Here is an 18,967-nt window from a genome sequence, read left to right as displayed (position 1 = left end):
GCCGGCAACACCTCAGCATAGGACGGAAGATCGGATCATCGAGGGGGACTAGTGTTCCCATCATGTCTTCCACGTCACAGCCGCACGGCGATGTGTTCCTGCTCGGTGGCGAGCTGCCCGTACGCCGTCTCGGATATGGCACCGCCCAGCTGGCCGGCCCCGGATACTGGGGTCCGCGCGGGGAGCGACGCGAGGCCGTGGCCGTGCTGCGGGCGGCGGTCGAACAAGGGGTCACGCTCATCGACACCGCCGACAACTACGGCCCCGGGCTGGCCGAGGAACTGGTCGCCGAGGCCCTTCACCCGTACCGCGAGGATCTGGTCGTCGCGACCAAGGGCGGTGTGGTGCGGACCAGCGACAGCGCCTGGCACGTCGCGGGCCGCCCCGAGCAGCTGCGGGCGATGTGCGAGGCCAGTCTGCGGCGACTGCGGACGGACCGGATCGATCTCTACCAGTTGCACCGGCTGGACCCGGACGTCCCGATGGCCGACCAACTGGGGACTCTGGAGGCGCTGAGGCAGGAAGGTAAGATCCGGTACATCGGTCTGGACACCCTCACCGCCGACCAGCTGGAGCAGGCCCTCTCCCTGACCGGGATCGCCTCGGTGCAGAACCGCTTCAATCTCCTGGACCGTTCGTCGGACCCGGTACTGAAGGTGTGCGAGGCCCACGGCCTGGCTTTTCTGCCCTGGTTCCCGCTGGCGAACGGCGCGCTGACCGGCGAGGCGGTCACGGCGCTCGCCGGTATCGCCGACCGGCACGGTGCCACCCGCGGGCAGATCGCCCTCGCCTGGCTGCTGCACCACTCACCCGTGCTGTGCCCGACTCCGGGCACCGGTTCGCCCGGCCATCTCGCGGAGAACCTGGGGGCGCGGGAGATCCGGCTGTCCGCCGAGGACATGAGCCGCCTGGAGGCGCTCGCACCCGCATGAAGGAGTACCGCACGTGACCACGCGTACCACCCCTCCCGCCCCCACCCCGGCCGGTGTCCCCGGCCCCTCGGGCGCCCCGGTGATCCGGGCCGACGGCGTTTCGCTGGTACGGGACGGCAAGGTTCTGCTCGACTCGGTCTCGCTGACCGTGCGCAGCGGTGAGCACTGGGCACTGCTCGGTGCCAACGGGGCCGGGAAGAGTACGCTGCTGGGGCTGGCGACGGTCCTGGTCACGCATCATCTGGAGGAGCTGCCCGCCTCGACCACGCATGCGATGCTGCTGCGCGCCGGCCGGTGCGTGGCATCGGGACCGGCCGACGGGGTACTGACCACCGACCGGGTCAGCGACTGCTTCGGGCATCCGGTGCGGATCTCCCGTACGGACGGCCGCTGGACGGCGCGGGCGCAGCGCGTCGCCCGTCGCTGAGCGGGCTCAGCCCTTGTCGTCCGGACCGGCGTGCGGGGCGTGGTCGAACAGGGTGGCCTGGTGGAAGTAGAGCAACCAGCCCACGCCGGTCGGCCGCCACAGCGAACTGCGGTGGGCGAAGCGCCCCTTCACCTCGGTGTCGTAGGTGACGTGGACGAGTTGGCCGTCCAGCTGGACTCCGCGCATCCGGGACGCGGTGAGCGGGCCGGGGTGCGGGGCGTCGTCCCCGGTGAGCGAGGCGATCATCATGTCGCGGTCCCAGACCCGGCCGGTGGAGTCGATCTCGCGGTACTCGGGGTGCAGTACCTGGGAGAGGAGTTCGGCGGAGGCTCGTACCGACGGGTCCAGGAGGCGGAGCTCGCCCTCGACGGCCGCGGCCACCGCGGGGGACGGTTCGCTCATGTGCGGGCTCCGTCGTGTGCGGTCATTTCCACTAGCTTGACCACGGTGTTCCAGTTGCGCGAGGTGGCCGTGAGGTCCTTGGTGAGGGCGGGCCGGGACAGTGCGTCGGCGAGTTTGGAGCGGCCCAGTCCGTCGGGGGCGTAGAGGTAGAGCGCGCGGTCGCCGAGCCGGAACTCCTCGGGGAGGTAGGCCGCCGGGTCGATCCGGGCGAAGCGTTCGGCGTCGACGGGCTGTCCGAAGTAGGTGATGTGCAGTTGTCTGCCTTCGAGTTCGGCGGCCGGGAAGGGGCAGGCCGCCGCAACTGCCGCGAGGTAGGCGCCGTCCCGGACCAGGCAGGGGACGGGGAAGCCGAACCGTTTCTCGATGGCCCGTTCCAGTTCGGCGGCGAGTGTGATCTCGTCGTCCGACGGGCTGCTGAACACGGCGTTGCCGCTCTGCAGGTGGGTGCGGACGTCGCCGTGGCCCAGTTCGGTGAGCAGTGTGCGGAGTTCGGCCATCGGAACCTTCTTGTGGCCGCTCACGTTGATTCCGCGCAGCAGCGCCGCGTACATCGTCATGGGCACACCATAGGACGATCGCTTCGCGCGGTGCGGCCGCCGCGCCCCGTGGGGGAGGGCGCGGCGGCCGCCGATTCCGTCGCGCCGGGCCTTTGCTGCCCGGTCACGGCTGCGGGGGGGCGGTTACTCGACGACCCTCAGCAGCTTGTTCGGTGTGCCCTCGGTCGCGTTGGAGATCGCGTCGGGGGTGGCACCGTCGGTCAGGGCCGTGGCGACCTCTTCCGGGGTGGCGTCCGGGTGTCCGGAGAGGTAGACGGCGGCGGCACCGACGACGTGCGGGGTCGCCATGGACGTACCGGAGATGGTGTGGGAGCCGTCGTCGCTGTCGTTCCAGGACGAGGTGATGTCCGATCCAGGGGCGTAGATGTCCACGATCGAGCCGTAGTTGGAGAACGACGACTGCTCGTCGTCCACCGTGGACGAGGCGACCGTGATGGCCTCCGGGACGCGGGCCGGGGAGCTGTCGCTCGCGTCGGTGGAGCCGTTTCCGGCAGCCACCGCGAAGGTGACTCCGGAGGCGATGGCCTTCTGGACCGCTGCGTCGAGCGCCTCGTCCGCGCCGCCGCCGAGGCTCATGTTGGCGACGGAGGGGCCCTCGTGGTGTTCGGTGACCCAGTCGATGCCGGCGACGACCTGCTCGGTGGTGCCCGAGCCGGAGTCGTCGAGGACCCGGACGGCGACGACGTTCGCCTTCTTGGCGACCCCGTAGGTCGCACCGGCGATGGTGCCCGCCACATGGGTGCCGTGGCCGTTGCCGTCGTCGGCGCTGTCGTCGTTGTCGACGGCGTCGTAGCCCGAGGTGGCCCGGCCCTCGAACTCGTTGTGCGTGGTGCGGACACCGGTGTCGATGACGTACGCGGTGACGCCCTCGCCCGCGCTGTCCGGGTAGGTGTACGCGTCGTCGCCGGCCGTCTCGGTCTGGTCGATCCGGTCCAGTCCCCAGGACGGCGGGTTCTGCTGGGTGGCGTCGATGTGGAACTTCTTGTTCTGGACGACCTTGGAGACGGCCGGGTCGGCGGCCAGGCGCTTGGCCTCGGTCAGCGTGAGGCCACTGGCGGAGAATCCGTTGATGGCGGAGCTGTAGTTCCGCTCGAGCTCGCCGCCGTACTCCTTGGCGAGCTTCGCCTTGTCGGCCTTGTGGTCCAGCATCACGATGTAACTGCCCGATACGGCGTCCGCCGCGTCCGCACCGTAGACGATGCCCGTCGCGGGAGCCGGAGCGGCTCCGGCGAGGGAGCTGCCCATCAGGGTGACTCCGGCGGCCGCGGCCACGGCGGTTGTCGCCGCGGTCAGCTTGATCCGGCGTGCGCGCTTGTGAATTGCCATGAAGAGGGGTCTCCTCGTCATTCTTTGTGGGGGGATTGACCTCCGGCCGGAATATCTCCGGGGGTTGGCTCGAAACCCTCGCCGATTGACGCGCTCAGATCAAGACCTTCATGCGGCTGTGACTTATTCAACAAGCCTTCGTAATAAGAAACAGGCCAGCCGCATCCACGTCGGACACGGCCGTCGCCACACCCGTCCCGCGTCAGGGGTTCGCCGCTCCCGCGTCGACGACCGGCACCCTTCGCAGGCGGGAAGAGGGAACAGGGCGGCGCCCCCGGGCGGGCGAGGACTCGGCTTGATTCCATCCCCGCCCGTCACGCGTACGGTTCGGCCCCGGTTTGCGGGCGGCGCTCGCCCTTCGGGGCCGTCTCAGCGCTGATAGCGGGCCAGCACCCGGTTCCCGTCGTCCACCAGACGTTTCCTCAGCTCCGCCGCCCCGATCGCCCCGCTGTAGTACTCCTGGAGGGCGGGCGTGGCGACCTTGTCCTTCCATTCCGGGTAACCGCGGACCGCCTGGGCGGGCGCCGGCCGGAGCCCCTTCGCGACCTCGACACCGGTCGACCAGCCGTCCTTGTCGGTGTGCAGGGCCGGGTCCGCCAGGGCCGCCGTGCCGGTCGGGAGCATCCAGTCCCCCTTGGCGAGACGCACCATGTTCGGCGGCCGCAGCAGGAAGTCGATGAACTGCGCGGCCTCCTTCTTGTGCGGGCTGGCCTCCGAGACGGAGAGGGTCTGCGGGCTCACCCCCTGGGCGAGTCCCCCGCTGCCGACGGGGGCGGGCAGCACCGTCCACTCGAAGCCCTCGGGGGCCTGCTCGACGACCTGCTGGCGGTACGAGAAGCCGAGCGGAACCATCGCGTACTTGCCGCCGAAGAATCCCGGCAGGGTGTCGGAGCCGCCCATGCCGAGCGTGGTGCGTGCGGCGCTGTGGTCGGTGTTCACCTGGTCGTGAATGGTGCCGGGGACGACCTGGTCGCCCTCGCCCGCACTGATGGTCACCTTGCCGTCGGCGCCGCGGTGGAAGAGCCTGCCGCCGGCGGAGAGCCCGAGGTTGAGGGTGACGGAGACCGGCTCCTTGAGCGGCCAGGCGACGCCGTATCTCCCCTTGCCGGTCAGCTCCTTGGTGACCTCCCGGAATTCGGTCCAGCTCCAGGGGGTGGCAGGGGTGGGGATACGGACCCCCGACTCCTTGAGGATCCGGGTGTTGGCGATCAGTACGCGGGGTTCCTGGAGGAACGGCACTCCGTAGACGCCGTCGCCGAAGGTGGTGGTCTGCCAGCTCTGCTGCGGGATGTCGGCGGTCAGCCGGTCCGGGAGGAGCGTGCGCAGATCTGCGAGGTAGCCGCCGTACGCGAAGTCGGCGAGGTCGTCGGAGGCGTCATGGATGACGTCCGGGGCCTCGTCGCCCTCGAAGGAGGTGAGCAGCTGGTCGTGGACGGTGTCCCAGCTGCCCTGGACGTAGGTGACGTGGATGTCGGGGTGGGTCGCGTTCCACTCCTTCACCAGTTGCTTGTTGGCGTCGACGGACTCCTTCTGCCAGGCCAGCGACTGGAAGCTGAGCTCGGTCCGCCCGTCGTCGACCCTGCCGTCGCCCGTCCCCGCGCAGCCGGTGAGCAGCAGAGCCAGCGCGGTGGCCACGGCGGCGGCCGTCGTCCGTACCCGTGCGCGCATCAGCTCTTCACCGCCCCGGCCAGCATGGAACCGGTGATCCGCCGCTGGATGAGCGCGAAGACGACCAGCGAGGGAAGGGTCACGAGGAACGCGGCGGCGGCGAGCGGTCCGAGATCGGCCGCGCCCTCCGCGCCGAGGAAGTGGGTCAGTACGACCGGCAAGGTCTGCTTCTCCGGTGTCTTGAGCAGGACGAGCGCGAAGAAGAACTCGTTCCACGCGGTGATGAACGCGAAGAGCGCCGTGGCGACGATGCCGGGGGCCAGCAGCGGCGCGGTGACCGAGACGAGCGTACGCAGCCGGCCCGCGCCGTCTACCGCGGCGGCCTCTTCGAGCTCGGCGGGCACGGCCCGTACGTATCCGGTCAGCATCCACAGCGCGAACGGCAGCGCCCAGACCACGTACACCATGGCCAGCCCCCACAGGGTGTTGATCAGATGGAGGTTCTTCAGGACCAGGAAGAGCGGAATGATCAGCAGGACGAACGGGAACGCCTGGCTGACGACAACCCAGCCCGTGGTGGCCGTCGAGAGCCTGGAGCGGTGGCGGGCCGTCACATACGCCATGGGCGTGGCGACGAGGACCGCGACGACGGCGGCGCAGAGGGCGACGATCAGCGAATTGATGGCGGCCTGGAGAAGCGGCTGCTCGTCGAACGCCGCGCGGAAGTTGTCGAGCGTCGGATGTTCGGGGATCCAGGTCGGGTGCAGGGAGCCCAGTTCGCGCGCCGGTTTGAAGGCGGTGGAGATCAGCCACAGGAACGGGAACACCAGGAAGACGAGATAGCCGAGCAGTGCGACGTACTGTCCGGCACGTGCGGATCTGCTGGTACGCGCGCTCACCGGTCCTCGCCTCCCCTGAGCCGGCCGACGAGATACCCGGCGAGGATCACGGAGATCACCGCGACCATCACGCAGCCCATCGCCGCGGCGTAGCCGAACTGTCCGTAGCGGAATGCCTCTTCGTAGGCGAAGAGCATCGGCAGCCGGGTACGGCCGCCGGGTCCGCCGCTGGTCAGTACGTAGACCAGGGCGAAGGAGTTGAAGTTCCAAATGAAGTTGAGCGCGGTGATGGAGAGCGCAACCGGTCTGAGCGCGGGCCAGGTGACGGTACGGAAGCGGCGCCAGGCGCCCGCCCCGTCCAGCGCGGCGGCCTCGTGGAGTTCGTGCGGGGTGTTCTGCAGCCCGGCCAGCAGGGCGACGGTGGTCTGCGGCATGCCGGCCCAGACGCCCACGACGATCACGGCGGGCAGGGCGGTGGCGAGTCCGGTGAGCCAGGCCCGGCCGTCGCCGAGGCCGAGATCGCGGATGGTCTCGTTGAGCACCCCCGCGTCCGGGTTGTAGACGAGCCGCCACATGATGCCGACGACCACCTCGGGCATCGCCCACGGAATGATCGCCAGCGCCCGGGCCAGCCAGCGCATCCGCAGATTCTGGTTGAGCAGCAGGGCGAGGCCGAGCGCCAGCACGAACTGCGGGACCGTGACGCCGACCGCCCACAGGAGACCGATCCGGAAGGACTCCCAGAAGAGGGTGTCGTGGAGCAGGTCCTGGAAGTTCAGCCCGCCCACCCACTGGGTCGAGCGGGTGCGGCCGGACTGTGCGTCGGTGAAAGCCAGCGCGACACCGTAAAGGAGCGGGCCGACGCTGAGGATGAGGATCGGGATCAGCGCGGGCAGCACCAGGAACCAGGAGCCGGCGCTCCGGTTGACCGGCCGGTGCTGCCTGTCGTGTGGACTGCCGGGCGGGCCGTGTGTCCCGGATTTTACGGTCGCACTCGCTAATGTCACGAATTTGCCCCCTTGCGTCATTCGATCGGTTTCATACCGTTCTGGCCGCTCAGGTGGTCCTCGTCATCGTGCTGACGGGCCATCGGTTCGTCAAGCGGGCCTGCACGGATGCGAAAATCGGAGCCATGAACGAGAAGTGTGCGCGCGAGGTGCTGACCGCTGCCGGGCTGTCCGGCGGTGCGGAGCTGCTCGCGCTGGGTGAGAACGCGGTGTTCGCCGTGGGCGACCTGGTGGTCAAGATCGGCCGGGACGCCGCGCGGAACCCGGAACTGCGCGACCGGGCCGAGCGCGAGGTGGCCGTCGCCGAGTGGCTGGCCGCCTCGGGGGTCCCCGCCGTGCGGTCCGCCGAGCCCCGGGCGCGGCTGGTGGAGGGCCACCCGGTGACGCTGTGGCACCGGCTGCCCGATGCCGTACGCCCGGCCGAGCCCCAGGATCTGGCGCGGCTGCTCACCCTGGTCCACGCGTTGCCCGCGCCGGCCGGGTTCACCCTTCCGCGCCGTGAGCTGCTGGGCGGGGTCGAGCGCTGGCTACGGCTCGCGGGCGATGCGATCGACCCGGCCGACGCCGACTATCTGCGTGAGCGCCGCGACGGCTTCGCAACGGCCGCGGCCGCGCTGGTCCCCCATCTGCCGACCGGTCCGATCCATGGCGATGCCCTCCCCCGTAATGTCCACGTCGGCCCGGACGGGCCGGTGCTGGTCGATCTGGAGACCTTCTCCGCCGATCTGCGCGAGCACGACCTGGTGGTGCTCGCCCTGTCCCGGGACCGGTACGGGCTGGCGGCCGGGGCGTACGACGCCTTCACCGCCGTGTACGGCTGGGACGTCCGCGAATGGGACGGCTGCGCGGTGCTGCGCGGGGCGCGGGAGACGGCCAGCTGCGCGTGGGTGTCCCAGCACGCGCCGACCAACCCGAAGGCGCTCGCGGAGTTCCGCCGCCGGGTGGCGTCACTGCGCGACGGCGACGCGACGGTGCGGTGGTATCCGTTCTAGGACGCGGACACCCCGGTCCGGAGCGCCGGTGTCCGGGGTCGTCCGGTGGCCGCCGCACCGCCCGCGAGCACGGACCGGCTCGGGGCCGGCTGCGTCCTCAGCCCGTCACCGGGGCCGGCTCGCGCAGGGGCCAGTGGCCATCGATCAGCGCGTCCGCCGTGCCCTTGCGGCGCAGGAACTGCTGGAAGTCGGCCGCCCATTGCGCGTACCACTCCACCTGGCGCTCGTGCAGTTCGGCGGCGGTCAGCTCGGCCACCGAGCCGTGCCGCTCGGCTATCGCGTACGCCACCCGGACCGCGGCCAGCGCGTCCGCCCCCGCGTCATGGGCTCCGCCGTGCACCACTCCGTACTCGACGCAGACCGCTTCGAGGGTGCGCTTGCCCTTGCGGTAGCGGTCGACGGCCCGGTCGATGGTGTACGGGTCGATGACCGGCCCGATCCCGGCCCCGCCGAGCCGGTCACTCAGCGACGGCAGCCCGTGCCGCCGCAATTCCGCCGTCAGCAGCGTGATGTCGAAAGCCGCGTTGTACGCGACGACCGGCACCCCCTGGCGCCAGTAGCCGGTGAGTGTCTCGGCGATCTCGTCGGCCACCTCGCGCACCGGCCGGCCCTCCGCCGCCGCCCGCTCGCTGCTGATGCCGTGGATCGCCGAGGCCTGTGCCGGAATCCGGATGCCCGGATCCGCCAGCCAGGTGTCCTGCCGCACCGGCTCCCCGTCCCTGCCGCCGACGCCGACGACCGCGGCTGTCACGATCCTGGCCTCCAGCGGTTCCGTACCCGTCGTCTCCAGGTCGAAGCCGACCAGCGCCTCCCGGTGCCAACTCATCCCATACCTCCTTCGTGGTGCTCTCCCCCAGGTGATGACCACCCTCGCATGCACCACTGACAACGGACCGGCAGCCCCTCATGGACAGCTCTCGGGAGCGACGGCCTGGCAACGGCTCATCAGGAACGACTTCTCAGGAAACAGCCCCTCAAGAGACCGGCCGGGAGTCCGCCCACACGGACTCGAACTCCTCGCGGTACGTCTCGAACAGCCCGTGCTCGTTCTCCTGCCCCGCCCGGACCACCGCGCGCCCGCCGCCCCGCAGCACCAGCACGGGCGCTTCCATGCCGCGTGCGCGCCGCAGATACGTCTGGACGACCCCGACCGCGTCCGCCCCGTCGCCGTCCACCAGATAGGCCGTGAAGCGCGGCGTCTCGTCGAAGACATGGATCTCGAACGCGCCCGGATCGCGGAGCTTGGAGCGGACCCGGCGCATATGGAGGATGTTCATCTCCACCGACCGGCTCAGCTCGCCCTTCTTCAGGCCCAGCTCCCGCTCACGGCGTTTGACGGCGCTGCTCGCCGGGTTGATGAAGAGGAGCCTGACCCGGCAGCCCGACTCGGCGAGCCGGATCAGCCGGCGGCCGGAGAAGTTCTGCACCAGCAGATTGAGTCCGATGCCGATCGCGTCGAGGCGGCGCGAACCGCCGAAGAGGTCCTCGGCGGGCAGCTGGCGCTGGAGCCGCACCCGGTCGGAGTGGACGGAGACCACATCCGCGTACCGGTCACCGACCAGCTCCTCGACGGCGTCGACCGGGAGCCGGTCGGAGGAGGGGACCGCCGCCCCGCTCCCCAGGATCTCCAGGAGCCGGGCCGAGGCGCGCTCGGCCTGGGCGAGGACCGCCTCGTTCAGGGCCCGGTTGCGGGAGACCACGTTGCGGGCGACCTCCAGCTCGTCGAACGCCAGCTCGACCTCGCGCCGGTCGTCGAAGTACGGCTCGAAACACGGCCAGTGCTGGACCATCAGCTCGCGCAGCTGCGGCAGCGTGAGGAAGCTCAGCACGTTGTCGTCGGCCGGGTCCAGCAGATAGCCCTTGCGGCGGGAGACCTCGCGTACGGCGACGGCGCGCTGCACCCACTCCTGCCCGGCGGGCCCGGCGGCGGCCACCACCCAGTCCTCGCCGTGGACCGGCTCGTAGATGGGCCGGAGCACCGCGCCGACCACGGCGCGCAGCCGCTGCTCCACGAGATTCAGCCAGATGTAGGCACGCCCGGCCCGCTGGGCGCGCGTACGCACCTCGCTCCAGGCGTCCGCGCCCCAGTCCAGTTCCGCGCCGATCTCCATGGGCCGCGCAAGTGAGACCGCCCCGGGCGGGGCATCGGTGGATTCCCCCTCGTGACCTGCGTCACCTGGAGGCAGCTCGAACCCTCCCGAGCTCACCCGCGCACCGCCTTCCACTCCCCCACCAACGATCAAGGAAGGGTACTCCGCGAGCGGGATCCGGTGCAGCAGGATGCGCAGGCTGCTTCGTCAACTCCCCTGTGACATAAGCACGTTCCCGGGTGCGAGATCTGCCGTAGTGAGCGGATTCATAGTGATTGGGCACCCCGCCCGGGGCTCCGCACCCGGCCCACGACCGGCTCAGCACCCCTGATTCCCGTTCCGGGCGACACGGAGAGGCCCGATGTTGACCGGACCGCGCGACGTCCTAGGCAGCCGCACCACTTTCGGGGAAGATCTGGCACAAACAGCCCGAAAGCCCCAGACACCCGGATCAGAAGTGGAAGAGTCGAACCTATGCAGGTCTGGCCGGGACAGGCGTATCCGCTCGGTGCCACGTACGACGGCGCCGGGACCAACTTCGCGGTCTTCTCGGAGGCCTCCCACCGAATCGAGTTGTGCCTGCTGCACGACGACGGTTCCGAGACGGCGGTGGAACTCAGGGAGACCGATGCATTTGTCCGCCATGCCTATCTACCCGGGGTGATGCCCGGTCAGCGGTACGGATTCAGGGTCCATGGCCCGTACGAACCGGAGCGCGGCGTCCGCTGCAATTCGGCCAAACTGCTGCTCGACCCGTATGCCAGGGCCGTCGCGGGGCAGATCCGGTGGGGCGAGGCGGTGTACGGCTATCCGTTCGGCCGGCCCGACGCGCGCAACGATCTCGACTCGGCGCCCCACACCATGACCTCGGTCGTGGTCAACCCGTACTTCGACTGGGGCGACGACCGGCGGCCCCGTACGGACTACCACCGCACCGTGATCTACGAGGCCCATGTGAAGGGCCTGACGATGCTCCATCCGGCGCTGCCGAAGGAGCTGCGCGGGACGTACGCGGGGCTGGCCCATCCGGAGGTGATCGCCCACCTGACGGAACTGGGTGTCACGGCGATCGAATTGATGCCGGTGCACCAGTTCGTCAAGGACCACCGGCTGGCGGACGCGGGGCTGGCCAATTACTGGGGTTACAACACCATCGGCTTCTTCGCCCCGCACAACGCGTACGCCTCCTGGGGCGACCGCGGTGAGCAGGTGCTGGAGTTCAAGCAGGCCGTACGGGCACTGCATCAGGCGGGCATCGAGGTGATCCTCGACGTGGTCTACAACCACACCGCGGAGGGCAACCACCTGGGTCCGACGCTCTCCTTCCGGGGCCTGGACAACGCCTCGTACTACCGGCTCGCGGACGACCAGCGGTACTACATGGACACCACCGGGACCGGCAACTCCCTGCTGATGCGGTCGCCGCACGTGCTCCAGCTGATCATGGACTCCTTGCGGTACTGGGTCACGGACATGCACGTGGACGGGTTTCGCTTCGATCTGGCGGCCACCCTGGCCCGGCAGTTCCACGAGGTGGACCGGCTGTCGTCGTTCTTCGATCTGGTGCAGCAGGACCCGGTGGTCAGCCAGGTGAAACTGATCGCCGAACCGTGGGACGTGGGCGAGGGCGGCTATCAGGTGGGGAACTTCCCGCCGCTGTGGACGGAGTGGAACGGCAAGTACCGGGACACCGTCCGGGACCTGTGGCGGGGCGAGCCGAGGACCCTCGCCGAGTTCGCCGGGCGGCTGACCGGCTCGTCGGACCTCTACCAGGACGACGGGCGGCGGCCGCTCGCCTCGATCAACTTCACCACCTGCCACGACGGGTTCACGCTGCACGACCTGGTCTCGTACAACGACAAGCACAACGAGGCGAACGGCGAGGGCAACCGGGACGGCGAGAGCCACAACCGGTCGTGGAACTGCGGCGCGGAGGGCGATACGGACCAGCCGGAGGTGCTGGAGCTGCGGATGCGGCAGATGCGGAACTTCATCGCCACGCTGATGCTGTCGCAGGGCGTGCCGATGCTGAGCCACGGCGACGAATTCGCGCGCACACAGCGGGGCAACAACAACGCGTACTGCCAGGACAACGAGTTGTCGTGGGTGCACTGGCCCGACCCGGCCGAGGCCGCGGCTGACGACACGGACGACGCGGACGGGGATGCTTGCGCCGAGGGGGACGGCCTGGGCAGCAGCCTGCTGGAGTTCACCCGGGCGATGGTCTGGCTCCGCCGCGACCATCCGGTCTTCCGGCGCCGCCGGTTCTTCCACGGGCGGCCGGTCGAGGGCACGCACGACGAGCTCTCGGACATCGCGTGGTTCACGCCCGAGGGCCGCGAGATGACGCAGCGGGACTGGCAGGCCGCGCACGCCAGGGCGCTGACGGTCTTTCTCAACGGCCACGCGATCTCGGAACCGGGCCCGCGCGGCGAGCGGATCTCCGACGACTCGTTCCTGCTGATGTTCAATGCGAGCGCCGAGACGCTGGACTTCTCCGTTCCGGTGAATCACGGCCGGCAGTGGCTGGTGGTGGTCGACACGGCACGTCCCGCGGGGGTTCTTCCCGGCTCGGGGCCGAAGGTGGCGGCGGGCGAACGGGTGACGCTGGCCGGGCGGAGCCTGGCGGTGCTGCAGCGGCCCGCGTAGGTCCCGGCCGGCGGCCGGCGACACCGCCGGTCGAGCCCTTTGCCGCGTTCCGTGACACAGAAGGCCGCAGTCTGGGTACGTAACGGCGCATGACGCCCACCGCCACCTACCGGCTCCAGCTCCAGCCGGACTTCCCGTTCTCGGCCGCCGGACAGGCCGTGCCGTATCTCGCCGCGCTCGGCGTCTCCCATCTGCATCTGTCGCCGGTCCTCGAAGCCGTACCCGGTTCCAGACACGGGTACGACGTCGTCGACCACGGCCGGGTGCGCGCCGAACTCGGCGGGGAGGAGGGGCTGCGGGAGCTGGCCCGTACGGCGCGTGAGCACGGGCTCGGGCTGATCGTGGACCTCGTGCCGAACCACATGGCCGCGATGCCCCGCCTCAACCACGCGCTGTGGGAGGTGCTGCGCGAGGGCGCCGCGTCCCCGTACGCCCGCTGGTTCGACATCGACTGGGCGGCGGGCGGTGGCAAGGTGCTGCTGCCGGTGCTCGCCGGGCCGATCGGCGTCGAGCTCGACAGGCTCCAGGTCGACGGGGAGGTGCTGCGCCACGGCGAGCAGGAGTTCCCGCTCCGGACCGGCACCGCCCAGCTGCCGATGTCCGAACTGCTGGATGCCCAGCACTACCGGCTCGGCTGGTGGCGGCTGGCCCGTACGGAGCTGAACTACCGCCGGTTCTTCACCATCTCCGACCTCATCGGAGTGCGGGTGGAGGATCCCGAGGTCTTCGCCGCCACCCACGGCAAGATCCTCGAACTGGTCCGGGACGGGGTCGTCGACGGTCTGCGCATCGACCACCCCGACGGGCTCGTCGATCCCGCGGCCTACCTGGAGCGGCTCTCGGAGGCGACCGGCGGGCGGTGGACGGTGGTGGAGAAGATCCTCACGGGGGCCGAGCCGCTGCCCGCGGACTGGGCGGTCGCCGGGACGACGGGGTACGACGCGCTGCACCGGATCGACGGCCTCTTCGTCGATCCGATGGGTGCGGCGGAGCTGATCGGCCGCTACCGGGAGTACTCGGGACCGGCCGGGGACCGCGGTGGCGACTGGAAGGCGACCGTGCGGCGGGCCGCGTACCGGGTGGTGACCCATGAACTGGCCGCCGAGACCGCGCTGCTGACCCGGCTCGCGGTACGCGTCTGCGCCGAGGACCCCGCGCTGCGGGACCATGCCCCGTGGGCGCTGCACACCGCCGTGCGCGAACTGCTCGTACGCGTACCCGTCTACCGCCCCTACGTATCGGCCGGTGGCCCCTGCACGGAGACGGCCCGGGCGACGCTCCCGGACGGGGCCGTGGCGGACGCGAAGGCGGTGTTCGCCGTTCCCGAGGAGGCGTCGGCCGTCGATGTGGTGCGGGAGCTGGCGCTGGGGCGGCTGGGCGAGGGGCCCGACCGGGCCGCCTTCTGCGCCCGGTTCGCCCAGACCGCTTCGGCGTTGCGCGCGAAATCGGTCGAGGACACGGCGTTCTACCGGTACGTGCCGCTGATCTCGGCGAACGAGGTGGGCGGCGATCCCGGGCATCCGGCGGTGACGCCGGAGGAGTTCCACGCGTTCTGCGCCCGGCTGGCGCGCGACTGGCCGACCACGGGCACGGCGCTGACCACCCACGACACCAAGCGGAGCGCCGATGTACGGGCTCGGCTCGCGGTGCTGACGGAGTGCCCGGAACAGTGGTCCTGGCTGCTGGTGGAGCTGGACCGGGTGACTCCCGCGGCCGCGCCCGACGCACAACTGGCCTGGCAGGCCTGGCAGACGGCGTACGGCTGCGCGAAGCTGCCGGCCCGCGAGATGGCGGGGCGGCTGGAGCCCGCACTGCTGAAGGCGGTCCGCGAGGCCGGGCTCTTCACCAGTTGGACGGAGCCGGATCCGGCGTACGAGCGGGCGGTGACGGACTTCGTGGCGGCGGGGCCGGCCGCGGGCAACGGTCCGGTGCGGGAGGCGCTGGAGCGGTTCGCGGGCACGCTCGATGCGTACGTACGGGCCAATGTGCTCGGCGCGGCGCTGGTGCAGATGACGATGCCGGGTGTGCCGGACCTGTATCAGGGCACGGAACGGGAGTACGTGGCGCTGGTCGACCCGGACAACCGGCGGCCGTTTCGCCACCCGTCCGAGGGCGGGCCGTCCGGCGAGAAGGGCGAACTCACGGCGGTCGCGCTGCGGCTGCGGCGCGAACGGCCGGAGCTGTTCGGCGAGTCGGGAACGTACACCCCACTGAGCGCGCAGGGTCCGGCGGCCGCACACTGTCTGGCCTTCTGCCGTTCGGGCGAGGTGGTCACGGCGGTGACCAGGCTGTCGTTGCGGCTGGCGGAGTCGGGCGGCTGGCGCGGGACGGAGCTGACGCTGCCGGACGACGGGCCGTGGACCGATCTGCTGGCAGCGGGCCGGAAGTTCACCGGGGCCACGGTCGCAGCGGCCGACCTGTTCGCCGAACGGCCGGTGGCGCTGCTCAGCCGGGTCGGACGAGAAGGGCCCGCGGGCCGCGGGTGAGCAGCCCGGTGCCGGCCGGGCGGAAGCCGTCCGCCCAGCGGAGCCGGGGCATCGCGCCCGGCAGGGCGCGCACTCCCTGCCGGGCCCCCGGCCGGCCGAGTCCATCCGGGTGATGGTGGCACGCCCGTACGGGCCGTGGCTCAGTCCGCGGTCGACGGAAGGCAGAACGGCCCGGAGGCGCCGAGCAGCTCCGTGAACGCGGCGGCGGCCCCGGTGAGCTCGACGCGGGAGAAGACCGCCAGTCGACGTCGCCACGGCGGGTCGACGGCGAGCACCGCGCAGTCCTCGCCGACCGCTCCCCCGACCACGTGTACGGGCGCCGCGGCGACTCCGACTCCGGCCGCGGCCATCCGTACCGCTGTCGAGGTGTGTTCGGTGCGCACCGCCGTACGGGGCGTGAAGCCGGCCCGGCCGCAGGCCCAGTCCAGGAATGCCCGGCCCTGCACTACGGGCTCCATCGCGCAGCGCACCCAGGGACGGTCGGCCAGCTCCTGGAGGCGGATTGAAGTGCGTCCGGCGAGCCGGTCGTCGAACGGAACGACCAGGACGATCTCCTCCTCGCCGACCTGGACGACGGGTCCCGGCCAGTGCGCGGGCGGCGGGCCGACGGCCAGGTCGGCGGTGCCGCGTTCGATCTGTTCCTCCAGGGCCTCCGTGGTGGCGTACTCGTGGAGGACGAGAGCGACCCCGGGGTGCGCCCGGCGCCAGCGGGCGAAGACGTCCGGGAGGATACCGACGGCCACCGCGTGCACCGTCGCGATGTGCAGTTCGCCGCCCTCCGCCCCCGCCGCCGCCCTGGCCGCGCGCCGGGCCTGCGCGGCGCTGCGTACGGAGCGCTCGGCGTGCGGCAGGAAGGCACGGCCCATCGGCGTCAGCCGCACGCCCCGCGGCAGCCGTTCCAGCAGGGCACCGCCGACGGTCTTCTCCAGGGCCTTGATCTGGTGGGAGAGCGCGGGCTGGGTGACATGGAGGAGTTCGGCGGCCCGGGTGAACGACGACGCCTCGACGACCGTGAGGAAGTACTCCATCTGTCGCAGGCTCACCGCGCGCTCCCCGCCCTTCTGGTGGACCGCGTCCAGCGGTCCGCGCCCATACCCGTGCCCATACCCAACCCATAAAGGCTGTGCATCGGATCCAAAGAAACATTGTCTTGGACGCATGGCAAGGAGCGGGCGGAGGCTGTGGCCATGACTCGGGCCAGGGAATTGAATGAGAACGAGACCGACGTGCTGGTGATCGGCGGTGGCACCGGCGGGTACTCCACCGCCCTGCGGGCCGCGTCCCTCGGTCTGAAGGTGCTGCTCGCGGAGCGCGACAAGGTCGGCGGCACCTGCCTGCATCGCGGCTGCATCCCCAGCAAGGCGATGCTGCACGCCGCCGAACTCGTGGACGGCATCGCGGAGGCCAGGGAGCGGTGGGGCGTGCGGGCGGCCGTGGAATCGGTGGACTGGCCGGCGCTGGCCGCGACGAGGGACGACATCGTGGCGCGCAATCATCGCGGCGTGGCGGGCCACCTCGCGCATGCCGCAGTCGAAGTGGCCTACGGAAGCGCCGAGTTGACCGGTCCTCGCAGTGCGCGGATCAGCGGTTACGGGGAGGTTGTCGCACGGCGCGGCATTGTCCTCGCGACCGGGTCCCGGCCGCGCGTGCTGCCGGGTCTGACCGCAGACGGGCGCCGTGTGGTCACCAGTGACGACGCGTTGTTCGCGCCGGGGCTGCCGCGGTCCGTCCTGGTGCTGGGCGGCGGGGCGATCGGGGTCGAGTACGCCTCGTTCCACCGGTCGATGGGCGCGGACGTCACCCTCGTCGAGGCCGCCGACCGGCTCGTGCCGCTGGAGGATGCCGATGTGTCGCGTCATCTGACCCGCGGTCTGAAGAGACGCGGCATCGATGTGCTCGCCGGAGCAAGGCTGTTGGACGCGGCCGTGGGGGACGACGAGGTCGTGACGACCGTGCGCACCTCGCGCGGCGAGACCCGCACGGTGCGGGCCGAACGGCTGCTCGTCGCGGTGGGGCGTGCCCCGGTGACGGACGGGCTCGGTCTCGCCGCGGCCGGTCTGACCGCCGACGACCGCGGCCATGTGGCGCCCGCCGACTGGTCCCGTCTCGAAACGTCCGTGCCGGGCCTGCACGTGGTGGGTGATCTGCTGCCGCCGCCGTCACCGGGTCTGGCTCACGCGTCCTTCGCCGAGGGGTTGCTGGCCGCCGAGACGCTGGCCGGTCTGCGCTCACCTGCGGTGGACTACGCGGCCGTCCCCCGGGTCACGTACTCGTCCCCGCAGACCGCGGCGGTGGGCCTGACCGAGGCACAGGCCCGAGACGCCGGGCACGATGTCGAGGTCAACACCATGCCACTGACCGCCGTGGCCAAGGGCATGGTCCACGGGCAGGGCGGCATGGTGAAGGTCGTCGCCGAGCGGGGTGGCCGGGTGCTCGGGGTGCATCTCGTCGGCCCGCATGTCTCCGAGATGATCGCCGAGAGCCAGCTGATCGTCGGATGGGACGCCGAACCCGCCGATGTGGCGCTTCACATCCACGCGCATCCGACGCTCTCCGAGGCGGTCGGCGAGGCCTTCCTCACTCTCGCCGGACGCGGTCTCCACCAGCAGTCCTGATCCGGACGAAGGGTCAGGTCCTTGGGCCGGGTCGGCTATCGGGGAGGGGGGCCGAGGACGGGCGCGGAGAGCCGGAAACTCATGCGGCCGAAGCTCACCTGGTCCCCCTCACGGACGGGGACCGTGCCGATGACCCGCTGCCCGTTGACACAGGTGCCGTTGGTCGAGCCGAGGTCGCGCAGCAGCCATCGGCCTCCCTGCACGGTGAGTTCCGCGTGGAGCCGGGAGACGGTCTCGTGGTTGAGCCGCAGGCCGTTGCCCGGGTCGCGGCCGATCAGCAGGGGGTACGGGCTGGGGGCGGGGAGCAGGAGCTTCGGGAGCCGTTCGGTCTGCCAGACCCGGCGTACCCGGCCGGGAAAACCGGACACCCCGCTCACGACCCGGAGTACCCGCCGTGACCAGCGGCCTTCGCTCTCCAGGTCGGCGGTGAGCGCGGCCAGCTCCTCCGATCGCCGGGCGGTGAGGGCCAGTTCCATGCGCCGCATGAAGGTGTCGTGGGACAGCTTGCCCTGTGCCGCACCGTCTCTGAGCACGCCGAGAACACGGTCGCGCTGGGCGTCGGACAGCCGCGCGGGGTACGTGTGGAACTCGAAGGGGGACGTCACGCGGTCAATTGTCGGCCGACCGCCCCGGAGTGTCCAGAAGAACCCGGCTATCCGCCCTCCTGACCTGCGCGGAACACCGGCTGCGGAATTCCGGGGCGGCTGCCGGGCGGACGTTGTACTGTCTGCGCCGCCGGCCTCCCGGCGAACGCAGCACCCTCGACGCGCACGGCCGGGCCGGTCTGGCGTCCGGGCTCAGCGCCCGCGAGGCGCGGCCACGGATACATCGACGACACCCTCGCCGAGAGGGGGCCGGGGTGCCGGCGGCGCGGGACGGTGTGGAACGGATCCGGGCAGCGACCGATCTCGGCAACGTCCCGATGGAGAGGGCCTTCGAACACCTCGGGTACGTGATCTCCGAGCGCGCCTTCGACATGGTCTGGGACGAGCGGTCCTGAGCGGCGGAGCCGCATGCGTTGCGCGCACATCGGCGTG

At 71.0% G+C, this 18,967-nt stretch carries 16 protein-coding genes and 2 pseudogenes; 7 read left to right on the top strand and 11 right to left on the bottom strand.

Annotated features, from left to right (window positions below):
• Positions 1-62: 62 nt before the first annotated feature.
• Together OG306_RS31290 and OG306_RS31285 are read left to right on the top strand one after the other, a co-directional pair.
• Positions 63-932, top strand: a complete 870-nt coding sequence (locus OG306_RS31290) for an aldo/keto reductase (protein WP_266749464.1) — start codon at positions 63-65, stop codon at positions 930-932.
• 79 nt (positions 933-1,011) lie between these two features.
• On the top strand, positions 1,012-1,359 hold the full coding sequence (locus OG306_RS31285) for an ATP-binding cassette domain-containing protein (protein ID WP_266907570.1): 348 nt from the start codon (positions 1,012-1,014) through the stop codon (positions 1,357-1,359).
• Between the two features lie 6 nt (positions 1,360-1,365).
• On the opposite strand, the gene OG306_RS31280 is transcribed toward OG306_RS31285, so the two are convergent.
• The 6 genes from OG306_RS31280 to OG306_RS31255 form a co-directional block, all read right to left on the bottom strand.
• Entirely contained in the window at positions 1,366-1,761 is a 396-nt protein-coding gene (locus tag OG306_RS31280; protein ID WP_266749463.1) for a nuclear transport factor 2 family protein, read from the bottom strand.
• Positions 1,758-2,318, bottom strand: coding sequence for a DUF1697 domain-containing protein (locus tag OG306_RS31275; protein ID WP_327349257.1), 561 nt, complete (start codon positions 2,316-2,318; stop codon positions 1,758-1,760). Before OG306_RS31275 ends, OG306_RS31280 begins: the two co-directional genes overlap by 4 nt.
• A 123-nt stretch (positions 2,319-2,441) precedes the next feature.
• Positions 2,442-3,644: a S8 family peptidase gene (locus OG306_RS31270; RefSeq protein WP_327258613.1), complete on the bottom strand. Its 1,203-nt coding sequence runs from the start codon at positions 3,642-3,644 to the stop codon at positions 2,442-2,444.
• Between the two features lie 369 nt (positions 3,645-4,013).
• Positions 4,014-5,312, bottom strand: a complete 1,299-nt coding sequence (locus OG306_RS31265; RefSeq protein ID WP_266749459.1) for an ABC transporter substrate-binding protein — start codon at positions 5,310-5,312, stop codon at positions 4,014-4,016.
• On the bottom strand, positions 5,312-6,151 hold the full coding sequence (locus tag OG306_RS31260; protein ID WP_266749458.1) for a carbohydrate ABC transporter permease: 840 nt from the start codon (positions 6,149-6,151) through the stop codon (positions 5,312-5,314). Before OG306_RS31260 ends, OG306_RS31265 begins: the two co-directional genes overlap by 1 nt.
• A complete protein-coding gene (locus OG306_RS31255; RefSeq protein ID WP_266749456.1) occupies positions 6,148-7,119 on the bottom strand; it encodes a carbohydrate ABC transporter permease in 972 nt (323 codons plus the stop codon). Before OG306_RS31255 ends, OG306_RS31260 begins: the two co-directional genes overlap by 4 nt.
• A 104-nt stretch (positions 7,120-7,223) precedes the next feature.
• Between OG306_RS31255 and OG306_RS31250 the strand changes: the two genes are divergently transcribed.
• Positions 7,224-8,090 carry a phosphotransferase enzyme family protein gene (locus tag OG306_RS31250; RefSeq protein WP_266749455.1) on the top strand — a complete coding sequence of 289 codons (867 nt, stop codon included), beginning with the start codon at positions 7,224-7,226 and terminating at the stop codon, positions 8,088-8,090.
• A gap of 97 nt (positions 8,091-8,187) precedes the next feature.
• Here the strand turns inward: OG306_RS31250 and OG306_RS31245 are convergent, their stop codons facing one another.
• On the bottom strand, positions 8,188-8,916 hold the full coding sequence (locus tag OG306_RS31245; protein WP_266749453.1) for a 3'-5' exonuclease: 729 nt from the start codon (positions 8,914-8,916) through the stop codon (positions 8,188-8,190).
• Positions 8,917-9,064: 148 nt separating this feature from the next.
• Complete coding sequence (locus OG306_RS31240) at positions 9,065-10,297, bottom strand: SAV2148 family HEPN domain-containing protein (protein WP_266749452.1); 1,233 nt, start codon at positions 10,295-10,297, stop codon at positions 9,065-9,067.
• A gap of 357 nt (positions 10,298-10,654) precedes the next feature.
• Here OG306_RS31240 and glgX point away from each other — a divergent pair, with 357 nt between their 5' ends.
• Together glgX and treY are read left to right on the top strand one after the other, a co-directional pair.
• The gene (gene glgX / locus OG306_RS31235; protein ID WP_266749450.1) at positions 10,655-12,829 is read left to right on the top strand and encodes a glycogen debranching protein GlgX; all 2,175 of its coding nucleotides are present in this window, start codon (positions 10,655-10,657) and stop codon (positions 12,827-12,829) included.
• An 89-nt stretch (positions 12,830-12,918) separates the two neighbouring features.
• The gene (gene treY / locus OG306_RS31230) at positions 12,919-15,315 is read left to right on the top strand and encodes a malto-oligosyltrehalose synthase (RefSeq protein ID WP_266749449.1); all 2,397 of its coding nucleotides are present in this window, start codon (positions 12,919-12,921) and stop codon (positions 15,313-15,315) included.
• On the opposite strand, the pseudogene OG306_RS31225 reads toward treY, so the two are convergent.
• Positions 15,275-15,394, bottom strand: a pseudogene (locus OG306_RS31225) (cytochrome P450); the annotation flags it as partial. The gene treY and the pseudogene OG306_RS31225 sit on opposite strands and share 41 nt — an antisense overlap.
• A 61-nt stretch (positions 15,395-15,455) precedes the next feature.
• A complete protein-coding gene (locus OG306_RS31220) occupies positions 15,456-16,343 on the bottom strand; it encodes a LysR family transcriptional regulator (protein WP_266752538.1) in 888 nt (295 codons plus the stop codon).
• Between the two features lie 177 nt (positions 16,344-16,520).
• Here OG306_RS31220 and lpdA point away from each other — a divergent pair, with 177 nt between their 5' ends.
• The gene (lpdA, locus tag OG306_RS31215; protein WP_371665912.1) at positions 16,521-17,930 is read left to right on the top strand and encodes a dihydrolipoyl dehydrogenase; all 1,410 of its coding nucleotides are present in this window, start codon (positions 16,521-16,523) and stop codon (positions 17,928-17,930) included.
• 35 nt (positions 17,931-17,965) lie between these two features.
• Here the strand turns inward: lpdA and OG306_RS31210 are convergent, their stop codons facing one another.
• Positions 17,966-18,535 (bottom strand): DUF1707 and FHA domain-containing protein, encoded by a 570-nt coding sequence (locus OG306_RS31210; RefSeq protein ID WP_266749447.1) that lies wholly within the window; start codon positions 18,533-18,535, stop codon positions 17,966-17,968.
• Between the two features lie 189 nt (positions 18,536-18,724).
• On the opposite strand from OG306_RS31210, the pseudogene OG306_RS31205 reads away from it, so the two are divergent.
• Positions 18,725-18,930 (top strand): annotated as a pseudogene (locus OG306_RS31205) (GNAT family N-acetyltransferase); the annotation flags it as partial.
• Positions 18,931-18,967 lie beyond the last annotated feature (37 nt).

Source organism: Streptomyces sp. NBC_01241 (assembly GCF_041435435.1).
Classification (GTDB): domain Bacteria; phylum Actinomycetota; class Actinomycetes; order Streptomycetales; family Streptomycetaceae; genus Streptomyces.
Note: the sequence above shows the minus strand (reverse complement) of the source record. Positions and strands in the feature narration are given on the sequence as shown.

Coding starts and splice junctions, on each gene's coding strand:
- OG306_RS31255 (WP_266749456.1), bottom strand. CDS start 7,119: ATGACGCAAGGGGGCAAATTCGTGACATTAGCGAGTGCGACCGTAAAA.
- OG306_RS31270 (WP_327258613.1), bottom strand. CDS start 3,644: ATGGCAATTCACAAGCGCGCACGCCGGATCAAGCTGACCGCGGCGACA.
- treY (WP_266749449.1), top strand. CDS start 12,919: ATGACGCCCACCGCCACCTACCGGCTCCAGCTCCAGCCGGACTTCCCG.
- OG306_RS31250 (WP_266749455.1), top strand. CDS start 7,224: ATGAACGAGAAGTGTGCGCGCGAGGTGCTGACCGCTGCCGGGCTGTCC.
- glgX (WP_266749450.1), top strand. CDS start 10,655: ATGCAGGTCTGGCCGGGACAGGCGTATCCGCTCGGTGCCACGTACGAC.
- OG306_RS31245 (WP_266749453.1), bottom strand. CDS start 8,916: ATGAGTTGGCACCGGGAGGCGCTGGTCGGCTTCGACCTGGAGACGACG.
- OG306_RS31280 (WP_266749463.1), bottom strand. CDS start 1,761: ATGAGCGAACCGTCCCCCGCGGTGGCCGCGGCCGTCGAGGGCGAGCTC.
- OG306_RS31275 (WP_327349257.1), bottom strand. CDS start 2,318: ATGACGATGTACGCGGCGCTGCTGCGCGGAATCAACGTGAGCGGCCAC.
- OG306_RS31265 (WP_266749459.1), bottom strand. CDS start 5,312: ATGCGCGCACGGGTACGGACGACGGCCGCCGCCGTGGCCACCGCGCTG.
- OG306_RS31290 (WP_266749464.1), top strand. CDS start 63: ATGTCTTCCACGTCACAGCCGCACGGCGATGTGTTCCTGCTCGGTGGC.
- OG306_RS31220 (WP_266752538.1), bottom strand. CDS start 16,343: ATGGAGTACTTCCTCACGGTCGTCGAGGCGTCGTCGTTCACCCGGGCC.